Origin of the sequence: Thauera linaloolentis 47Lol = DSM 12138, from assembly GCF_000310205.1 — a bacterium.
Classification (GTDB): domain Bacteria; phylum Pseudomonadota; class Gammaproteobacteria; order Burkholderiales; family Rhodocyclaceae; genus Thauera; species Thauera linaloolentis.
The window spans coordinates 1-18,496 of sequence record NZ_AMXE01000073.1 but is presented as its reverse complement, the minus strand read 5'-3'; the positions used below and the strand labels follow the sequence as shown (position 1 = coordinate 18,496).

The window sequence follows — 18,496 nt, the reverse complement described above, 5'->3', positions numbered from 1 at the left end:
GGGTTCGGCGGCCGGCGGCGCGGCGGGGAGCACGGCGGGCTTGGGCGGTGCATTGACCGCCGCGGTGGCGGCCTGGCGGGCCAGTTGCTCGCGGGCGACCTTGTTGACCAGTTGATCGACCACGTCGGCGGACACCGCGTCTTCCGGCAACTGCGCCAGCACCGCCTTGCGGATGTGCGCGAGCGCCTCGGCGGGCAGCGCCGCGGCGGCGGCCGGCATGGCCGGGGTGGGTGGAGCGCCGCAGTGCTTCGCGCCGCCTTCCTTGTGTTCGCCCGCGCCTTCGCGGATGAGGATGCCGAGCCCTTCCGCCACCGTGCGCGCCTCGGGCGTGACGATATGTCCGTTGCGCGTGACGACGATGTCGCGCTTTCCGGCAGCGTGCTCACTGCGCACCACGTCGGCACTAATGAGTTGCTTCATGATCGTTCTGCCTTTCCTGTTCGAACAGATAGCGTTTGAAGGGCACCAGCGTCTCGGGCCGGAACACCGACACCTGGAAGATCGGCGCGCTGAAGCCGCCCGCGCGCAGCAGCGCCTCGACGCGCTGCGGATCGGCGCCCGGCAGGTCGATCTTGGTGATCGCCGCCATCAGGCGCTTGTCGGCATTGACGTCGAGCAGTCCCGGCGGCAGCCGGTAGTCGAAGTCGATGGCGCCATGCACATAGACGATGGTCCTGGCGTCGGCGATGGTGTTGATCAGCGCGTGGTACAGGCGCGGATGGCTGAAGAACTCGCCCGGGGTGTCGACGATGCCGTCCTCGTAGTCCAGCGCCTGGGTCTTCATCGCCGCCTCGCGGCGGCCGATCAGCGCGTTGAACAGCGTGGTCTTGCCCGCCGCGACCGGGCCCACCAGCACGAAGCGGCTGGGGTCGTAGATCGAGGGGGCGGGCGACTTGTCCATGGCGCGGCTCAGGTCTTGGTGATGCTGCACACGGCGTAGTCGAGCAGGCGCTGCAGCACGCCGAGGGTTTCCTTGAGGGCCTCCTCGACGGCGCCCACCGAGCCGCAGATCACCAGTGCGCCGCTGAAACGGTCGAGAAAGCCGATATGCACCGCGGCCGCCTTGGTGGCGATGTCGCCGGCGATGATCGCGGTTTCGCCCGGCGTGAGCGTCAGGATGCCGATCGCCTCGGTGCCGGGCACGCCGATCTTGTGGGCCAGTTCTTCGGTGGGGTGCGCGATCAGGTGTGCCAGCGTGACCTGCTTGCCGGGCACGAACTCCTGGATGATGCGTTCCTTGTCGTCGAATTTCATGGCTTCGGCCAGCCTGCGGCGATGTGCCGGAGGCGGCTCCTCCTCGAAGAGCATCTTGTGGACACCCCGCTGCGAACGGCGCCGGCAGAGGGCTCGGTTTGCCTGTGCCGCCGCCGCGGCGTCAACGGGTACGGCTCGATAGTAGCCGTGCCGATTTGGCGGCCGCTAACAAAAATCGGCAAGTTTTCGCGGGTTTCCGTTCGGCGGAAAAGCGTGGCGGCAGCCGCCGGCACGCTCGTCGGCAAGCGGGGCAAGAGGGGAACGTTCAGCCCGCCTGGTGCGGGCGTATGCGGGGGCGTCCGGGTTCAGCTTGCGGGCCGGTGGCCCGGTGTGCCCGCCTTGCGGCACCCGTGGGACGGATAGCGGAAACGTACGCCGTCGCCTCCGCCGGTCTTGAGCGTTTCCGACGGGTGTTCGGAGAACATGACGAAGTAGTCGGCGGCAAACTGGCTCATGTGCCAGAAGCCCCATTGGGCGGCAACGTCCTGCACGGTCTTGAAACCGGACTCGCTGTTGCGCAGCGTGCGGCGCACGGCGTTCAGGCGCAGGGCCTTGAGGTAGTTGACCGGGCAGATGTCGAGCACCGAATGAAAGGCGTTCTGCAGGGTGCGGCGGCTGACGTGGAGTTGCTCGCACAGGTCGGTCACGGAGAACAACTGGTCGGGTTGCGACAGCACGTAGTCGCGGGCGCCGGACACCAGCCGCCGGTAGCTGAGGTTGCTGTGGCGCAGCTTGACCGGGGCGATGTGGTCGTCGAACAGTTCGAACAGCCCGGTCATCAGTTCTTCCACCAGCGTGTCGCAGACCGTGTCGGGCAGGCGCTGCTGCCTCAGGCTGGCGGCCTCCAGCAGGGTGCTCGACACGCGCTGCCAGAAGCGTGCCTTCTGCCGCGCCAGCAGCGGAAAGGACTCGCCCTGGCGCAGCAGGTCGAGCAGATCGGGACGCTCGGCGACATGGGCATGGCGTTCGAGCAGGGTTTCGTCGATGACGACCCCGAGGATCTGGTAGTCCTCCGGGGTCAGCAATTCGAAATCGGCGCCGCCGGGGCGCACGGCGATGGCGTTGCGGTCCAGCGGCGAGGCGTTGACCAGGCCGTCGGCGCTGTCGCAGCGCGGCAGGCCGAACCAGAATGCGCCGGGCCACACGACGCAGGTCTGGCGCAGCGCGTGGCTGGTGGTTTCGAGGAAGAACTGCATCTGCCCGAGCCACACCTCGGTGACCGAACCGAAGAATTTGCCGGCGCCGAGCTGATCGTATTCCTGGTACCAGGCGGTGATGTTGGCTGCCTGTTCGTCGACGTCGCCGACGTCCGAGACGCGGATGCGGCCCTTGGTGTCGCCCAGGGGCGTGGATGCGCCGTTCGCCATCGTGATCATTCCATCACTTTTCATGCTCATCCGCCTCGATCGCCTGTCCGGCTGTATCCGCCGGTCCGTGGTTTCCGATGAACGTGGGTGCCTGCGCCCGTGTGTCGTTCCGGCATGGCCGGGACTCGGCGTACGGCTGGTGAAGCCGGTACGGGGCGCTCCAGCCGCGGGTGCCGTGCTTCGGATGCGGACATGGATGCACGTCAGGGCGGAGGGACCTTAGCCCGAGTGCCCGCCAGCGTCAATGGCATCGGGCGGAGGCCACCGGGCGGGCATGGGCGGCCGAAACTTGCCGATTTTTGTTAGCGGCGGCAAAAAAACCGGGCGTAGCATCGGTGCATCGGATCAGAGGCCGCCAGCCGTGAGCATGGGCGGGCGGCGGCGCGGGACGCCGGTGTGCCGGTGCCGTTGGCGGGGTGCCGCGCTGGGCAGGATGGAGTAGCAGGGCGGGTTGGCTCCGTTTTCTTTTGGGATGGAACGCACATGAAACTCAAGGCTCAGTTGTTCGGCCAGACGTACCCGTTCAAGGACGTCAAGGAGGTGCTGGCCAAGGCGAACGACCCGCGTTCGGGCGACGTTCTGGCGGGGGTGGCGGCGCAGAGCGCGCGCGAGCGGGTGGCGGCGAAATACGTGCTGTCCGAGCTGACCCTGGCCGACCTGCGCAACAATCCGGTGGTGTCGTATGAAGAGGACTGCGTCACGCGCATCATCCAGGACGACATCAACTCGGCGGCCTACGACAAGGTCAAGAACTGGACGGTCGGCGAACTGCGCGAATACGTGCTCGACGACACCACCACCAACGACGACATCGCGCTGATCCGCAAGGGCCTGACCGCGGAGATGGTCGCCGCCGTGGCGAAGATCTGTTCCAACGCCGACCTGATCTACGGTGCCTCGAAGATGCCCGTGGTGAAGAAGGCCAACACCACCATCGGCCTGCCGGGACGCATCTCGGCGCGGCTGCAGCCCAACGACACGCGCGACAACGTCGAGAGCATCCGCGCGCAGATTTTCGAGGGGCTGTCCTACGGCGCCGGCGACGCGGTGATCGGGGTGAACCCGGTGACCGACAACGTTGAGAACGTGCATCGCATCCTCGACAGCGTCTACGAAATCATCGACAAGTACGGTATCCCCACCCAGGGCTGCGTGCTGGCCCACGTCACCACGCAGATCGCCGCGATCCGCCGCGGCGCGCCGGGCGGGCTGATCTTCCAGAGCATCTGCGGCAGCGAGAAGGGCCTGAAGGAATTCGGCGTCGAGATCGCCATGCTCGACGAGGCCGCCGAGGTCGGCCGCACGCACAACCGCCTGGCCGGGCCGAACTGCCTGTACTTCGAAACCGGCCAGGGCTCGGCCCTGTCGGCCGGCGCGCACTACGGTGCCGACCAGGTGACGATGGAGGCGCGCAACTACGGGCTGGCACGCCACTATGACCCGATGCTGGTGAATACCGTGGTCGGCTTCATCGGCCCGGAATACCTCTACAACGACCGCCAGATCATCCGCGCCGGGCTGGAAGACCACTTCATGGGCAAGCTTTCCGGCGTGTCGATGGGCTGCGACACCTGCTACACCAACCACGCCGAGGCCGACCAGAACTCCAACGAGAACCTGATGGTGCTGCTGGGCGCCGCCGGGGTGAACTTCATCATGGGCATGCCCCTGGGCGACGACATCATGCTCAATTACCAGACCAGCGCCTTCCACGACACGGCCACGCTGCGCAAGGTGCTGAACCGCCGGCCGGCGCCGGAGTTCGAGCGCTGGCTGGAAAAGATGGGGCTGATGGAAGACGGCCGCCTGACCCGCCACGCCGGCGACGCGTCGTGGTTCTTCTGACATTGGGGGCGTGTTGATCATGGACCAGAAACAGATCGAAAGCATCGTCCGCGCGGTACTCGGGCAGATCGGCGGAGCGGCCGGCGCGGCGGCCAACGGCGGCGCAGTGCAGGCCGGCGCGGCAACGACGCAGGCGGCCCACGTCCCGGCGGATGACGGCGGATGCCTGCCCGACCTGGGCGACGTCTCGGTGAAGAACTGGATCGGCGTGCAGCAGCCCAAGCATGCCGAGGTGCTGCAGGAACTCAAGCGCAACACCGGCTCGCGCGTGTGCTCGGGCCGTGTCGGCACGCGCCCGCGCACCACCTCGCTGCTGCGCTTCCTGGCCGACCATTCGCGCTCCAAGGACACCGTGCTGCAGGACGTGCCCGCCGCCTGGCTGGAGAAGACCGGCCTGCTCGAAGTACACAGCGAAATCAGCGACAAGGACCAGTACCTGACCCGCCCCGACCTGGGGCGGCGCCTGTCGGCCGAAGCGGTGCAGACCCTCAAGGCCCAGTGCAAGCAGGGGCCGCAGGTGCAGGTGGTGGTGTCCGACGGACTATCCACCGACGCCATCACCGCCAACTACGACGAGATCTTGCCGCCGCTGCTGAAGGGGCTGGAAAGCGCCGGGCTGAACGTGGGTACGCCGTTCTTCGTGCGCTACGGCCGCGTGAAGGTCGAGGACCAGATCGGCGAACTGCTCGGCGCCCAGGTGGTGATCCTGCTGATCGGCGAGCGGCCGGGGCTGGGGCAGTCCGAAAGCCTGTCCTGCTACATGGTGTACAGCCCCACCTCGCAGACCGTGGAGGCCGACCGCACCTGCATTTCCAACATCCACCGCGCCGGCACGCCGCCGGTGGAAGCGGCGGCGGTGATCGTCGATCTGGCCAAGCGCATGCTGGCGCAGAAGGCCTCGGGCATCGCCCTGAACAAGTAACGCGGACGCGTACAGCGGACGACCCGCCGTACCGGCTATTCGTGGAGAGCACAGTCATGGCCGCATTCGATCCCATCAAGCCCAGCGTCAAGGCGGTTCGCCTGATCGCCTCGGTGGCGAAGGACTTCAAGGAACAACTGGGCCTGCCGGCGCACATGAACAGCATCGGCCTGCTCACCGCCGACTCGGACGACGTCACCTACATCGCCGCCGACGAGGCCACCAAGCAGGCGCAGGTGGAAGTCGTCTACGGACGCTCGCTGTATGCCGGCGCGGCGCACAGTTCGTCGCCCACCGCGGGCGAGGTCATCATCATGCTCGGCGGCCCGACGCCGGCCGAGGTCAAGGCCGGACTGGACGCGATGGTGGCGACCATCGAGAACGGCCCGGCTTTCCGCTGGGCCGACGACGCGCACACCGCCGCCTTCCTGGCGCATCTGGTGTCGCGCACCGGCAGCTACCTGTCGGCGCAGGCCAAGATTCCGCTCGGCGACTCCATCGCCTACCTGATCGCGCCGCCGCTGGAAGCCCTGTACGGCCTGGACGCGGCGATCAAGGCCGCCGACGTGACGCTGGCCACCTACATCGCGCCGCCGTCCGAAACCAACTACGCCGGCGCCTTCCTGACCGGCAGCCAGGCGGCGTGCAAGGCGGCCTGCGGCGCCTTCGGCGAGGCGGTGCTGGAAGTCGGGCGCGACAACATCCGCTACTGAACGGGCGCCGGACGGATGGGTGCCGCAATGTCTCCCCTTGATTCACGCGGGCAGGTTTCGTCATGAAGATCGACGCACTGGGTTTCCTGGAAGTCCGCGGCCTGGTCGCGGCCATCGAGGCGGCCGACGCCATGCTGAAGGCGGCGGACGTCAAACTGATCCGCCAGCACCAGGTCGATCCGCGCTTCATCACGCTGGTGGTCGAAGGCGATCTTGCGGCCTGCCGCGCCGCCGTCGATGCCGGCAAGGCCGCCGCGGCGCGCCTGGGCGAAGTGGTCAGCCGCCTGGAAATCGGCCGCCCCGATGCCGATACCGAAACGATGGTGGTGGATCTGGTGGACCGCTCGAAAGGCGATCTCGTCCGCTCCCGCGGCAACAACGGCACGAAGGCCGTGACGCCGGCGGCATCCGCCACCCCAGGCCCAGTTTCGACTGCGACGGCAGCGCCAGCGGCGGATTCGGCCGCCGGCGCCGTCGGGCAGGATGCTGTGCAGCACTCACCGTCCGCTGCTCCTCCGACCTCCCTTCCGGTGGCGGACGGTGACCCCCTCAGCGTCCCGGCTGCGGCCGGGGCGGACGATGACGCCCTGGTGGCCTACATCGCGGCCGCGCCGCGCGGCTGCTCGCTGGCCGAACTGGCGGCGCATTTCGGCGCGCAGGTGGACAGGGCGCGGCTGGATGCGCTGCTCGCCGCCGGCCGCGTGCGCAAGGCGGGCAGCCGTTACCGCGTGACGGCATCATGATGCCGCGAGTCCGGCACCGAGGTTAGAACACCATGGAAACCAAGGACATCGTCCGCAAAGTGTATGAAGCCGGGGTGGTCGGCGCGGGCGGGGCGGGGTTTCCCACTCACGTCAAGCTCGGCGCCAAGGCCGAGATCGTGCTGGTCAATGGCGCCGAATGCGAACCGCTGCTCAAGGTGGACCAGCAACTGGCGGCGCGCCATGCCGCAGAACTGGTGCGCGGGCTGGCGCTGTCGATGCAGGCCACCGGTGCGCGCGAAGGCATCGTCGCGCTGAAGGCCAAGTACGCCGAAGCCATCGCCGCGATCACCCCGCTGCTGCGCGACGACATGCGCATTCACATCCTGCAGGACGTGTATCCCGCCGGCGACGAGGTCATCACCATCTGGATGACCACCGGCCGGCGCGTGCCGCCGGGCGGCATTCCGCTGAACATCGGCGTGGTGGTCAACAACGTGCAGACGCTGATCAACGTGGCACGCGCGGTGGACCATGATCGGCCGGTGACCCATCGGGACATCACGGTGACGGGTGCGGTCAGGCAGCCAGTCACCGTGACCTTGCCGCTGGGCACGCCGCTGCGCGAGGCGCTGGCGCTGGCCGGCGGGCTGAGCATCCCGGCCGCCGAGGCGGCCTTCATCGACGGCGGCCCGATGATGGGTGGCCTGCTCGAATCGCTCGACACGCCGGTGAGCAAGACCACCGGCGGGCTGATCGCGCTGCCCGCCGACCACCTGCTGATCCGTCGCCGTCGCACCGACATGCGCAGCATCATCAGCATGGCGCGCACGGTGTGCGAACAGTGCCTGCTGTGCACCGAGCTGTGCCCGCGCCATCTGATCGGCCACGAACTGCCGCCGCATCTGATCGTGCGCTCGGTGAACTACAACCACGTGGCCCAGCCCTCGGTGCTGCTGTCGGCGCTGACCTGTTCGGAATGCGGCATCTGCGAGGCCTATGCGTGCCCGGTGGAGATCTCGCCGATGCGCATCAACCAGGAACTCAAGGCGCAGTTCCGCAAGGAAGGCGCGCGCTACCAGGGCGAACTGCGCAAGGCCGACCCGATGATCGAAGGACGGCTGCTGCCGGTGGGCCGGTTGGTGGCGCGCCTGGGGCTGACGCGCTTCAACGTCAAGGCGCCGTGGTCGGACGCGGTGCATGCGCCGGAACGGGTGTGGATCCGCCTGCGCCAGCACATCGGCGTGCCGGCGGTGCCCTGTATCCGCGTCGGCGATGCGGTGCGCTGCGGACAGCGCATCGCCGACATGCCGGCCAACGCGATGGGGGCGCCGGTGCATGCCAGTATCGACGGGGTGGTGGAGTCGATCGGCGCGGACGCCATCGTCATCAAGGGAGCGTAAGCCGTGTTGCATGCCATCGGATTGATCGAACTGAACAGCATCGCCAAGGGCATCGAGGCCGGCGACGCGATGCTGAAGGCGGCCGAGGTGACGCTGCTGGTGGCCAAGACCATCTGCCCGGGGAAATACATCGTGATGATCGGCGGCGACGTCGCCGCGGTCGGTCGGGCGGTGGATGTTGGCGCCGAAGCGGCCGCGCACACACTGGTTGATCAATTCACCATTCCCAACATCCATGCTTCCATCCTGCCGTCGATCAGCGGCGTGACGCCGATCGACAGGGTGCAGGCAGTGGGTGTGGTCGAGACCTACAGCGTGGGCGCCTGTATCGAATCCGCCGACGCGGCCGTCAAGGCCGCCAGCGTGGTGCCGATCCGCACCCACCTGGCCTTCGGCATCGGCGGCAAGTGCTACTACGTGCTCAATGGCGACGTCGCCGACGTCACCGCTGCAGTCAAGACCGGCGCCGATCTGGCCGCCGCGAAGGGCATGTTGGTGCAATACACCGTGCTGCCGAGACCGCATCCGCAACTCGTGGAGGCCTTGCTGTAATGCTGATGGTGTCGCATTGGGTTTTCGTGTTCGCAACGAGAAGCAAAGGGGAATACCGATGAAAACGACTTTCAAGATGTCCGCCGTTGCCGCCGCGCTGTTGTCGGTGACGCTGCTGGCCGGTTGCCAGACCTCGTCCGAGGTGGTGTCGCAGACCGCCGCGCAGGTCGCGGCGCTGCAGGCGCCGCAAAAGCTGGAGAAGGGCAACTGGGACGACTTCAATCGCGCCCAACTCGACAAGATGATCGCCACCCACGGCAGGGCCAGCCCCAGCTACGACGCCAAGAAGCCGCCCTACGTGGTGTTCGACTGGGACAATACCTCGATCTTCCTCGACATCGAAGAAGCCCTGCTGGTGTACCAACTGGAGAACCTGCGCTTCGCGATGACGCCGGCGCAACTGGACAAGGCGATCCGCAAGGACATTCCGACCACCGACTTCGGTGCGGACAGCCGCAACGATGCCGGCCAGGCCATCAACATCGACAAGATCGCCCGCGACATCGTCTCCAGCTACACCTGGCTGTACGACAACTATCAGGGCTTCAAGGGCACGCAGCCGCTGGCGCAAGTGAAGCAGAGCGCGCAGTACCAGGACTTCATCGTCAAGATGCGCTTCCTCTACGAAGCCATCGGCAACACCTTCGACCATGCCGTGTCCTACCCGTGGATCACCTACCACTTCACCGGCATGACCGAAAAGGACGTGCGCGCGCTGGCGGCGGAAACCTTTCGCTGGCAGCAGGGCCAGCCGGTCGAGGCGGTCAAGTGGAGCAGTCCCGCGTCGTTGCCGGGCAAGGCGGGCGTGGTCAGCATCTCGTGGAAGAACGGCCTGCGCGCAGTGCCGGAAATGCAGGACCTCTACAAGAAGCTGCGCGCCAGCGGATTCGACGTCTATGTATGCTCGGCGTCGTTCCGCGACGTGATCCGTGAGGTGTCGTCCAACCCCGAGTTCGGCTACGGCAATCCGGTCGACAACGTCTATGCGATGGAACTGGAGCGCGATGCGAACGGCGTCATCAAGACCGAATTCCGCAAGGGTTATGCGCAGACCCAGGGGCCGGGCAAGACCGAGACCATCAAGCGCTTCTTGGTGCCCAAGTATGGCTATGGCCCGGTGTTCGTTGCCGGCGACAGCGAGGGAGACCAGAACATGATGCAGGACTTCGACGACATGAAGTACGGCCTCGTCATCAACCGCCTGCGCGGCAACGACATCGGCAAGCTGTCCAGACTCGCGGTGGACAGCTACGGCAAGGCGGACGCCAGGTATCTGCTGCAGGGGCGCGATGACAACAAGGGGGTGCTGATTCCGTCGCAGCAGGCCTACAAGCTGGGCAGCAGCACACCGAAGACGCTGAAGTAAGGGCAAAGCCGCCTGGCGGCGGGTTCGGAGCCCTGTATGGCGGGATCGAGCCATGCAGGGCTTTTGTCATTGGATCGGCGTCGGGCGGCTACCGTCGGCACCCGGCCGCTGTGCTAGAATTTTGCGTCTCCAGGCCGCGGCAGCGGCGCTTCCCATGGGTTTCAAATGCGCATTCTGGTCAGTAACGACGACGGCTATTTCGCTCCCGGAATCGCGGCGCTCGCCGAGGCACTCGGCACCATTGGCGAGGTCACCGTAGTGGCCCCCGAGCGCGATCGCAGCGGCGCCAGCAACTCGCTGACGCTGGATCGTCCGCTTTCGCTGCGCCGCACCGCGAATGGCTTCTATCATGTCAATGGCACGCCGACCGACTGTGTGCACCTCGCGGTGACGGGCATGCTCGATCACCTGCCCGACATGGTTGTGTCCGGCGTCAACCATGGCGCCAACATGGGCGACGACACGGTGTATTCCGGCACCGTCGCCGCCGCGACGGAGGGTTTCCTGCTCGGTGTGCCGTCGATCGCGGTGTCGCTGGTCAGCAAGTCGGCGGCCGATTTCACCGCGGCGGCGCGCGTCGCCCGCGACCTGGCCGAGCGCTTCATGCGCGACCCTTTTCCGCAGCCGGTGCTGCTCAACGTCAATGTGCCGGACGTCGCCTACGAGCGTCTGCAGGGCGTCAAGGTGACGCGCCTCGGCAAGCGCCACAAGGCCGAGCCGGTGGTGCGCGGCGTGACACCGCGCAACGAGACGGTGTATTGGGTCGGCGCGGCGGGCGGTGCCGCCGACGCGGGCGAAGGCACCGACTTCCATGCCGTTGCCAACGGTTTCGTATCGGTCACGCCCCTGCAGATCGATCTCACCCACACCGGGCAGATCGCGCCGGTTTACGACTGGTTGAAGCGGTGAGCATACGCAGCGCCGATGCGGGGCAGGCGATGCGCGCGCGCGCGCGCATGGTCGAGCGCCTTCGTACCCAGGGGATCCGCGACGAACGCGTGCTCGCGGCGATGCAGGGCGTGCCGCGCCACATGTTCGTCGAGGAAGGGCTGGCCTACAGCGCCTACGACGACACGCCTCTGCCCATCGGCTTCCAGCAGACGATCTCGCAGCCCTTCGTCGTGGCGCGCATGATCGAGCTGCTGCGCGCCGGCCGCGAGCTGGGGCGGACGCTGGAAGTCGGGGCGGGCTGTGGTTATCAGGCGGCGGTGCTCAGCCAGCTTGCGACCGAGGTCTATGCGGTCGAGCGCATCCGGCCGCTGCTCGATCGCGCACGCGCGAACCTTCGCCCCCTGCGCTTGCCGAATGTCAGATTGAAACTTGCTGACGGTAGTTTGGGTCTTCCTGAAGCTGCGCTGTTCGACAGTATCATTGTCGCGGCTGCGGCGATTGGTTTGCCGCCCGCACTCAAGGCACAGCTCGCACCCGGCGGGCGCCTGATCGTGCCGGTGGGAGGGGCCGACCAGCGCTTGCTGCTGGTCGAGCGGCAAGGTAACGTTTTCCGGGAAAGCTGGCATGAGGCCGTGCGCTTCGTGCCTCTTCTCGCAGGTACGGAATGAAATTCGCAATTCGCATGCAGACTCGTTTTAGCTTGATGCCGGCCTTGCTGGCAACCTTGGTGCTGGCGGGGTGCGCCTCGTCGGGGGTCGCGCCCGTGCGCGACGGCAGCGGTGCGCCGCCGGTTGCGGCACCTGTGCCGTCGGTGCCGGCCGGCATGCATGTGGTGAAGCAGGGCGAGACCCTGCTTGGCATCGCGCGGCAGTATGGTGTGACGCTGCCGGATCTCGTCAGCTGGAACGGCCTCACCGATCCCAACCAGATCCAGGTCGGACAGACCCTGCGCGTCGGACCGTCCGACGTGGCGTCGGGAGATGGGGCCACGGCCATCCCCATCGGCGACGGGGCCGTCGCGATGCCGGTTCCGGCGCCCGGCACGACCGAACCCTCCGCGGCGCCGCTGAAGCAAGCGCCGCTAGGCGGGCGGCAGCCGTATTCCGATGACGCCTGGGCAAAGGCATCTCCAGGGGCTGCGCCCGTGGAAACGCCGGCTCCGCCCGCCGCAGCCTCGCCAGAGCCCGCGAAGGCGGCCGCCACGGGTGAATGGCAATGGCCGGCGTCGGGCCGGGTGCTTGCGGGCTACAACGAGGCGTCGAACAAGGGAGTGGACATCGGCGGCAGCGTCGGCGATCCGGTGTTCGCGGCAGCCGCGGGCAAGGTCGTCTATGCCGGCAGCGGGCTGCGAGGTTATGGCAAGCTGGTTGTCATCAAGCATAACCAAGAGTACAACTCGGTCTATGCGCATAATGACAAACTGCTCGTGAAGGAAGACGATCAGGTTACCCAGGGGCAGAAGATCGCAGAGCTGGGTAGCTCCGAAACCGATCGCCCCAAGCTGCATTTCGAGATCCGCAAGCAGGGCAAGGCGATCGATCCGATGAAGTACTTGCCCGCACGCTGAAGAAAGGGGGAAGCATGGAAGAGCCGGTAAGCCTCGACGACCTCGAAAGCCATGAACCGGACCTTCCCCCCGAGGTGGAGGTATTTGCCGGCACGCCCGCGCAGGCGAGGGAAAACGACTTCTTCAGCGATGTCACCCAGCTCTATCTCAACGAGATCGGCGCGAATCCGCTGCTGACCGCCGACGAGGAGCTCAGGCTTGCGCGCCTGGTGCGCAAGGGCGATTTCGCCGCCAGGCAAACGATGATAGAGCGCAATCTGCGCCTCGTCGTCAATATCGCCAAGCACTATCTCAATCGCGGCATTCCCCTGCTCGACCTGGTCGAGGAGGGAAACCTGGGCCTGATGCACGCGCTCGAGAAGTTCGACCCCGAACGAGGGTTTCGCTTCTCTACCTACGCGACCTGGTGGATACGCCAGAACATCGAGCGCGCGATCATGAACCAGTCGCGCACGATCCGCCTCCCGGTGCATGTGGTCAAGGAACTCAACCAGGTGTTGCGTGCCCAGCGCAGCATCGATGCCGCCAATGGCGACCCTCCGCTGGATGCGGTTGCGCGCCGGCTCGGCAAGACCGTCGACGAGGTGCGCGACATCCTGCTGCTCAGCGAGCACACGGCTTCGCTCGATGCGCCGCTCGACATCGATCCCAGCCTGTCGATCGGCGAATCCCTGGCCGACGAACATGCCCAGGCGCCGGAAGCGCTGATCCACTTTTCCGAGGTCGAGCAACTGGTGCGCGACTGGATCAAGATGCTTTCCGACAAGCAGCGGCTCGTCATTCGCCACCGCTACGGCATCGACGAATGCGAACTGCTGACGCTGGAGGAACTGGCGCTGCGCCTGGAGCTGACGCGCGAGCGTGTCCGCCAGATCCAGCTCGAGGCGCTGGGCCAGTTGCGCCGCATCCTCAAGCGCCACGGCATCTCGCGCGATGCGCTGCTGTGAGCGCCGGCTTCAGCCAGGCGGGTAGATCCTGAAGTACAGCTCGCGGCTCGCGTAGGCCATCACCGGTAGCGTGACCAGCAGCAGAGGCAGGACGATCGCGCTCGCGATGATGACCGCGGCGAGCAGGCAGGCCCAGACCATGACCACCCCGAAACGCCCGAATACGGCCCTGACGCTGGCCACCACGCCCGATACCAGGTTGGCACGGCCGTCGTAGATCAGCGGGATCGAGAAGGCCGACACGGCGAACAGGATGAAGGCCAGCACCGCGCCCATGATCGAGCTGAAGAAGACGAAGCGCCGTATGGCCTCGTCGGCTTCCAGCAGACGGGCCAGTTGAGCGGGCTCGCGGCCGATCATGAAGCCGTAGAGTGTGCCGGCATCGGTGATCCAGATCAGGAACAGCAAGGCGCAGACGAAGGACACCACCCAGCCGCCGCGGGGCATCCGCGTGAATCCTCTCCAGATGTCCGCGGCGGCCGGCCTGCGGCCCGCGCGCAGGCTGTCGCCGAGCGAAAAGAAGCCGGCCAGCAGCGCGGGGCCGATCAGCATGAAGCCGCCGGCGAATGACAGGCTGATCGGCGCGATCGACATCGACTCCAGCGCTGCGAACAGGATCGCGCCGAGCACGACGAAAACCGCCGCATAGGCGATGCTGAGCGTGGGCATGGCGCTGAACTGCCGCCAGCCGGACGAGAGTGCCGCGGTGATGTCGGAGATGCGAACGGCGGCGGGCTTCAGTGGCGTGGGGGTCACGTGTATGGGGCGGACATGGCGATGCCGTCTAGTTGACGAGGAATCGCCCTGCCATGCCTTGACGTGGATCAGTTTTGCGTTTCGGCGCCGCCTGTGCGCCGGGCCTCGGCCCTGATGCGGTCGACGAGGCGGCGCTGGCGCAATGCCTCGGCCAGCTCGAACACCGACATGGCATAGAAGCTGCTGCGGTTGTAGCGCGTGATGACGTAGAAATTGCGGTAGCCGAGCCAGTACTCGGTGACGGCGCCGGGGGTTTCCAGGTCGACCAGCGTGGCGCGCTCGGCGGCGGCGTCGCCGCGCAGCGTCGTCACGCCCGCGTCCCTCAGCGCTTCGGGCTCCAGTGCGGGTTCGATGCCGGCCGCCACCAGCGGCGCCGCGTCCGTTCCCGCTGCGACGCGGGCGGGTTCGGCGACCGGTGCGCCGGCTTGCCAGCCGTGGGCGTGCAGGTAGTTGGCGACGCTGCCGATCGCGTCGATCGGGTCGGAATCGAAATCGATGTGCCCGTTGCCGTCGAAGTCGACCGCGTAGGCCCGTACGCTGCTGGGCAGGAACTGGGGGTAGCCGATCGCGCCGGCGAAGGAGCCGCTGTAGTCGGCCGGCGAACGCCCCTGCTCGCGGGCGAGCAGGAACAAGGCTTCGAGTTCGCGCCGGAACAGCTCCGCCCGCGGCGGATAGTCGAAGGCGAGGGTGGCAAGCGTGGAGAGCGTCTCGAAATTGCCGGTATGGCGTCCGTATATCGTCTCGACGCCGATGATCGCGACGATGATCTCCGCCGGTACGCCGAACTGCTGCGAGGCGCGTTCGAGGGCCGCGTCGTGTTCCTGCCAGAACGCGGTGCCGCCGTCGATGCGGACCCGGTCGAGAAAGCGGGCGCGGTAGTTCTGCCACGAGCGCGCGCCCTTGCGTGCCGGTGGCGTGATGAGCCGGATCACGGTGGCGTCGTGCCGGGCGTTGGCCAGCGCCGCACTGATCGCGTCGCGGTCGAAGCCGTGGCGTGCCGCGAGCTCGTCGGCAAAGGCGCGGGCCTCGTCGCGTTCGGCAAAGGAAGCGAGCGCGGGCGCGGTCTGCAGCGTGGCCAGCATCAGCAGGCCCGCGCCGATCAGCCCGGGCAGGGTCTTGCGTGCCGCCCGGGTGAGGCGGTGCGGCAACGGCGGATGGAGTCGGGGCAGTTTCATGGCAATCGGATGGCTTTGATTTTCCGTTTCAGTGCGGCGAGGCGCACCTCGTCCGTGTGGGGGCCGTAGCGCAGGCGGGCGTAGTCTTCGCCTATCGCCTGCATCACGGCCGCGAGTTCGGGAATGGCCGACGAGACCCGGCGTGCGTAGTCGTGCGGGCCTTCCCAGGGGTGGCGCGCCAGCCCGCGAACGGCAAGCCTGACACTCAGTTCCTGCCACGCCCGGTCGATGGGATCGGTGGCCGTCTGCTTGCGGTTCGCCCACAGGAACAGGCCCAGGAACAGCATGCCTGCACCGGCCGCGAGCGCGCCGGCCAGGGCCCAGGCATCGTCCAGGCCCAGGCGGGACAGCAATGCGCGCTGCCTGTCCGGATTGTAGCCAAGAACACGCTGGTTCCAGGCGTTCGACAACGCTTCCCAGCGCAGCCGCATGCCGCGCAGCCAGTCGTTGCGGGCGCGCAGCGTGAAGGGCAGGGCTTCGCCGGCGGGCAGGGCCGCGGCGAGGCCGTCGTCGATACGGCGGGGCGCAGCGAGATAGGTTGGGTCGATGCGCACCCAGCCGCGATCGGCGAGCCAGACTTCGCTCCAGGCATGGGCGTCGAGTTGGCGCACGACCAGGTTGCCGTCCACCGGGTTGGTTTCGCCGCCCTGGTAGCCGGTGACGACGCGTGCTGGCACGCCGGCCGCCCGCATCAGCACGGTGAACGCGGAGGCGAAGTGTTCGCAGAATCCGCGCTTCGTGTCGAACAGGAATTCATCGACGCTGTCGCGGCCGAGCAGCGGCGGCCTGAGGGTGTAGATGAGTCCGGCATCCCGAAGATGGGCGATCGCCCGCTGCAGGATCTGTCCGTGCGATTCCGCGTCCGCGGCGAACGCCGCCGCGAGCGCCAGCGTGCGGGGGTTGAAGCCGGACGGAAGCTGGCGCGCCGCAGCCAGGTTCGAAGCGGTTTCCGAACGGCCGACGGCGGTGTCCGGATAGGCGCTCAAGTCGAGCCGGATGCGCGACTGCACGGGGCGGCGGCCGAGCAGCTGGAAATCGCTGGTATGGCGCAGCGGCGCGTTCGCCGGGCCGGGAAAGTCGAGCGCCAGCAGCCAGCGCTTGTCGTGGGGCTCCAGCGTCAGCGTGTAGTCGATGCGCTCGCCCGAGGGGGTGTAGAAGGGCGTGGTGGCCTCGGCCGCGTGGCTTGCTGCGCGCCAGTTGCGGCCGTCGAATTGGGTCAGCACCGGACCGCGCCAGTAGCGCTGCCGGCGGGGCGGCGGCTCGTCCGCGAAGTCCGCCCTGAAGGCGATGTCGCCCGATTGGCTCAGCGCGCTGATCGAGCCGGGGCTCATCGACTCCGACAGGCCGGTGCGCCCCCCGAAGGCATCGGCCGGGAGCCCCCACAGCGGGCCTTCGATGCGTGGAAACAGCACGAACAGTACCAGCATGAAAGGCAGGCCCTGCACCATCAGGAGGCTCGCCACGCGCAGGTGTTCGCGGTCGCGTCCGTGCGGGTCGGCCAGGCTCACCAGCGCAGCCAGGGCGAGCAGGCTCGCGCAGAGCGCAAGTGCGGCAATGGGGAGGGATTGATCCTCGAAGAAGACCGCCAACTGCAGGAAGAAGCACAGCATGACGGTCGCCCGGATGTCGCGGGCGGCGCGGATTTCGAGCAGCTTGAGGCCGAGCAGCAGGGCCAGCAGCGCCACGCCGGGGTCCTTGCCGAAGAAGTGCCCGAACTCCGCCCGCACGCCGATCGCCGCGGCCACGGTCAGCAACAGCAGGACCGGTTGGGGCGGAGCCTGGCTGCCGCGCAACAGCAGCAGGCCGCGCCAGACGAGCAGCATGGCGCACAGGCCGGTGATCCATGCCGGCAGCCAGCCGGCGTGCGGCGCCATCGTCAATGCCGCGGCACCGAGCAGCCAGTTGCCCTGGCGGCGGCCGAGCGCAGCCCCGAAGGCCGCTCCCCGGCGCGCGGCGCGGCGTTTGCGGAGCCATGCTGCAATCATGTCTCGTCCGCCTCGCCGTGGTGTGCCAGTGCGTCCAGGCAGCGGTACAGATGGTCGCGGCCGCTGCCGCGCGCAACGCGCGTTGCGGGGAGCGTCAGCGAGTACGGCCGGCCGCTGCGCGCGGCCTCGAGCAGCCAGGCGCTCAGGCGCGACAGGCGCTGTTCGACGTCGAGCCGCGAAGGCAGGCTGGCCCAGTCCAGCGCCAGTTCGCGCCCTTGCTGGCCGGCGAACTGCTTGGTCATCAGCGGGCCGCCGCGCGCGAACACCTTCCAGGCGACGTGGCGCGGGGAGTCAGCGCGCTGGTGGGGGCGCAGGCCGGCGAAGTCGTCGTCCCCCGTTCCGGCCGAGGGCGCGCCGCTGCCTTCCGCCGCGGATGTGCCGGGCAGGGGCGGCGCGTTCTTTTCCGGTGCCGGATGGACGACGCAGCTCAGGTCGGGAACGAACACGCTCCAGGCACGGACGAGGCCGAGCGGCCAGCGGGTTTCGAGTACCGTGCGTCCGGCCCATAGCCTGCCCCGGCGCGAGGTCGCACACGCGAGTTCGACCGAAAGCGTTTCTCCCGCGCCGAGGCCGAAGCCGGCTTGCGCATCGCGCAGCATGATGCGCAACGCGGGGCGGCGCGCGGCGCGCGGATTGTCGACGACGATGCGCAGACAGGCCGTATCGCCGGCGAAGACGGGGTCGCAGCGTCCGGGCCGGAGGCGCAGGCCGGAAATATTCCGGTATGCGTGCAGGGTGCTCGCCGTGCCCGTGCCGAACAGCACGAACACCAGCCCGTAGCCGAGGCCGAGGTCGTAGTTGATTGATGCGATCAACATGACGAGCAGGGCGAGGGCGAAGACCAGTCCGCTGCGCGACGGCAGCATGTAGATGTGGCGCCGCGTCAGCTCGATGGGCGCGGCCTCGGGCACGCCGGCTCGGGACAGCCGCCGATCCAGCAGGCGGCCCAGTCTCGCGGCGCCGGGCGCCGCCGTCAGCACGGATGCGATGCGGCGGGGCATGGCGCGGCGAGGCGTGGCGGGTGGAACGGCGGGCGACGTGCCGGCGCAGCC

The 18,496-nt window shown here is 67.8% G+C and carries 19 protein-coding genes; 11 read left to right on the top strand and 8 right to left on the bottom strand.

Annotation, left to right across the window (positions count from 1 at the left end; genetic code table 11):
• The 4 genes from C666_RS15230 to C666_RS15215 form a co-directional block, all read right to left on the bottom strand.
• Positions 1 to 420: cupin domain-containing protein (locus tag C666_RS15230; RefSeq protein WP_004342445.1), on the bottom strand; the 420-nt coding region annotated here is incomplete at its 3' end.
• On the bottom strand, positions 404 to 901 hold the full coding sequence (locus C666_RS15225; RefSeq protein ID WP_004342444.1) for a EutP/PduV family microcompartment system protein: 498 nt from the start codon (positions 899 to 901) through the stop codon (positions 404 to 406). The genes C666_RS15230 and C666_RS15225, both read right to left, overlap by 17 nt.
• An 8-nt stretch (positions 902 to 909) precedes the next feature.
• Positions 910 to 1,254 (bottom strand): ethanolamine utilization microcompartment protein EutS, encoded by a 345-nt coding sequence (gene eutS / locus C666_RS15220; protein ID WP_004342443.1) that lies wholly within the window; start codon positions 1,252 to 1,254, stop codon positions 910 to 912.
• Positions 1,255 to 1,559: 305 nt separating this feature from the next.
• On the bottom strand, positions 1,560 to 2,645 hold the full coding sequence (locus tag C666_RS15215) for a helix-turn-helix domain-containing protein (protein WP_157280505.1): 1,086 nt from the start codon (positions 2,643 to 2,645) through the stop codon (positions 1,560 to 1,562).
• Positions 2,646 to 3,104: 459 nt separating this feature from the next.
• Here C666_RS15215 and C666_RS15210 point away from each other — a divergent pair, with 459 nt between their 5' ends.
• The 11 genes from C666_RS15210 (at position 3,105) to rpoS (ending at position 13,528) form a co-directional block, all read left to right on the top strand.
• Positions 3,105 to 4,466: an ethanolamine ammonia-lyase subunit EutB gene (locus C666_RS15210; RefSeq protein WP_004342441.1), complete on the top strand. Its 1,362-nt coding sequence runs from the start codon at positions 3,105 to 3,107 to the stop codon at positions 4,464 to 4,466.
• Positions 4,467 to 4,485: 19 nt separating this feature from the next.
• A complete protein-coding gene (eutC, locus tag C666_RS15205; RefSeq protein WP_004342440.1) occupies positions 4,486 to 5,388 on the top strand; it encodes an ethanolamine ammonia-lyase subunit EutC in 903 nt (300 codons plus the stop codon).
• Between the two features lie 56 nt (positions 5,389 to 5,444).
• Positions 5,445 to 6,101, top strand: coding sequence for an ethanolamine utilization microcompartment protein EutL (eutL, locus tag C666_RS15200; RefSeq protein WP_004342439.1), 657 nt, complete (start codon positions 5,445 to 5,447; stop codon positions 6,099 to 6,101).
• Between the two features lie 62 nt (positions 6,102 to 6,163).
• The gene (locus C666_RS21280; RefSeq protein WP_004342438.1) at positions 6,164 to 6,844 is read left to right on the top strand and encodes a BMC domain-containing protein; all 681 of its coding nucleotides are present in this window, start codon (positions 6,164 to 6,166) and stop codon (positions 6,842 to 6,844) included.
• Positions 6,845 to 6,876: 32 nt separating this feature from the next.
• Positions 6,877 to 8,205: an SLBB domain-containing protein gene (locus C666_RS15190; RefSeq protein ID WP_004342437.1), complete on the top strand. Its 1,329-nt coding sequence runs from the start codon at positions 6,877 to 6,879 to the stop codon at positions 8,203 to 8,205.
• A gap of 3 nt (positions 8,206 to 8,208) precedes the next feature.
• Complete coding sequence (locus tag C666_RS15185) at positions 8,209 to 8,757, top strand: BMC domain-containing protein (RefSeq protein ID WP_004342435.1); 549 nt, start codon at positions 8,209 to 8,211, stop codon at positions 8,755 to 8,757.
• A gap of 58 nt (positions 8,758 to 8,815) precedes the next feature.
• A complete protein-coding gene (locus C666_RS15180) occupies positions 8,816 to 10,123 on the top strand; it encodes a haloacid dehalogenase-like hydrolase (RefSeq protein ID WP_004342433.1) in 1,308 nt (435 codons plus the stop codon).
• Between the two features lie 165 nt (positions 10,124 to 10,288).
• Entirely contained in the window at positions 10,289 to 11,032 is a 744-nt protein-coding gene (gene surE / locus C666_RS15175; protein WP_004342431.1) for a 5'/3'-nucleotidase SurE, read from the top strand.
• On the top strand, positions 11,029 to 11,682 hold the full coding sequence (locus tag C666_RS15170) for a protein-L-isoaspartate(D-aspartate) O-methyltransferase (protein ID WP_004342430.1): 654 nt from the start codon (positions 11,029 to 11,031) through the stop codon (positions 11,680 to 11,682). The genes surE and C666_RS15170 overlap by 4 nt, the downstream gene beginning before the upstream one ends.
• A 14-nt stretch (positions 11,683 to 11,696) precedes the next feature.
• Positions 11,697 to 12,581, top strand: a complete 885-nt coding sequence (locus tag C666_RS15165) for a peptidoglycan DD-metalloendopeptidase family protein (RefSeq protein WP_028791986.1) — start codon at positions 11,697 to 11,699, stop codon at positions 12,579 to 12,581.
• A gap of 14 nt (positions 12,582 to 12,595) precedes the next feature.
• Positions 12,596 to 13,528, top strand: coding sequence for an RNA polymerase sigma factor RpoS (gene rpoS, locus C666_RS15160; RefSeq protein WP_004342425.1), 933 nt, complete (start codon positions 12,596 to 12,598; stop codon positions 13,526 to 13,528).
• Between the two features lie 9 nt (positions 13,529 to 13,537).
• Here rpoS and C666_RS15155 read toward each other — a convergent pair whose 3' ends face one another.
• From C666_RS15155 to C666_RS15140, 4 genes are all read right to left on the bottom strand, one after another.
• Positions 13,538 to 14,284 (bottom strand): DUF2189 domain-containing protein, encoded by a 747-nt coding sequence (locus C666_RS15155; protein WP_004342424.1) that lies wholly within the window; start codon positions 14,282 to 14,284, stop codon positions 13,538 to 13,540.
• Between the two features lie 68 nt (positions 14,285 to 14,352).
• On the bottom strand, positions 14,353 to 15,459 hold the full coding sequence (gene mltB, locus C666_RS15150; RefSeq protein WP_004342422.1) for a lytic murein transglycosylase B: 1,107 nt from the start codon (positions 15,457 to 15,459) through the stop codon (positions 14,353 to 14,355).
• A complete protein-coding gene (locus tag C666_RS15145; protein WP_004342420.1) occupies positions 15,456 to 17,444 on the bottom strand; it encodes a transglutaminase TgpA family protein in 1,989 nt (662 codons plus the stop codon). Before C666_RS15145 ends, mltB begins: the two co-directional genes overlap by 4 nt.
• A complete protein-coding gene (locus C666_RS15140) occupies positions 17,441 to 18,445 on the bottom strand; it encodes a DUF58 domain-containing protein (protein WP_038000110.1) in 1,005 nt (334 codons plus the stop codon). Before C666_RS15140 ends, C666_RS15145 begins: the two co-directional genes overlap by 4 nt.
• Between the last annotated feature and the right edge of the window lie 51 nt (positions 18,446 to 18,496).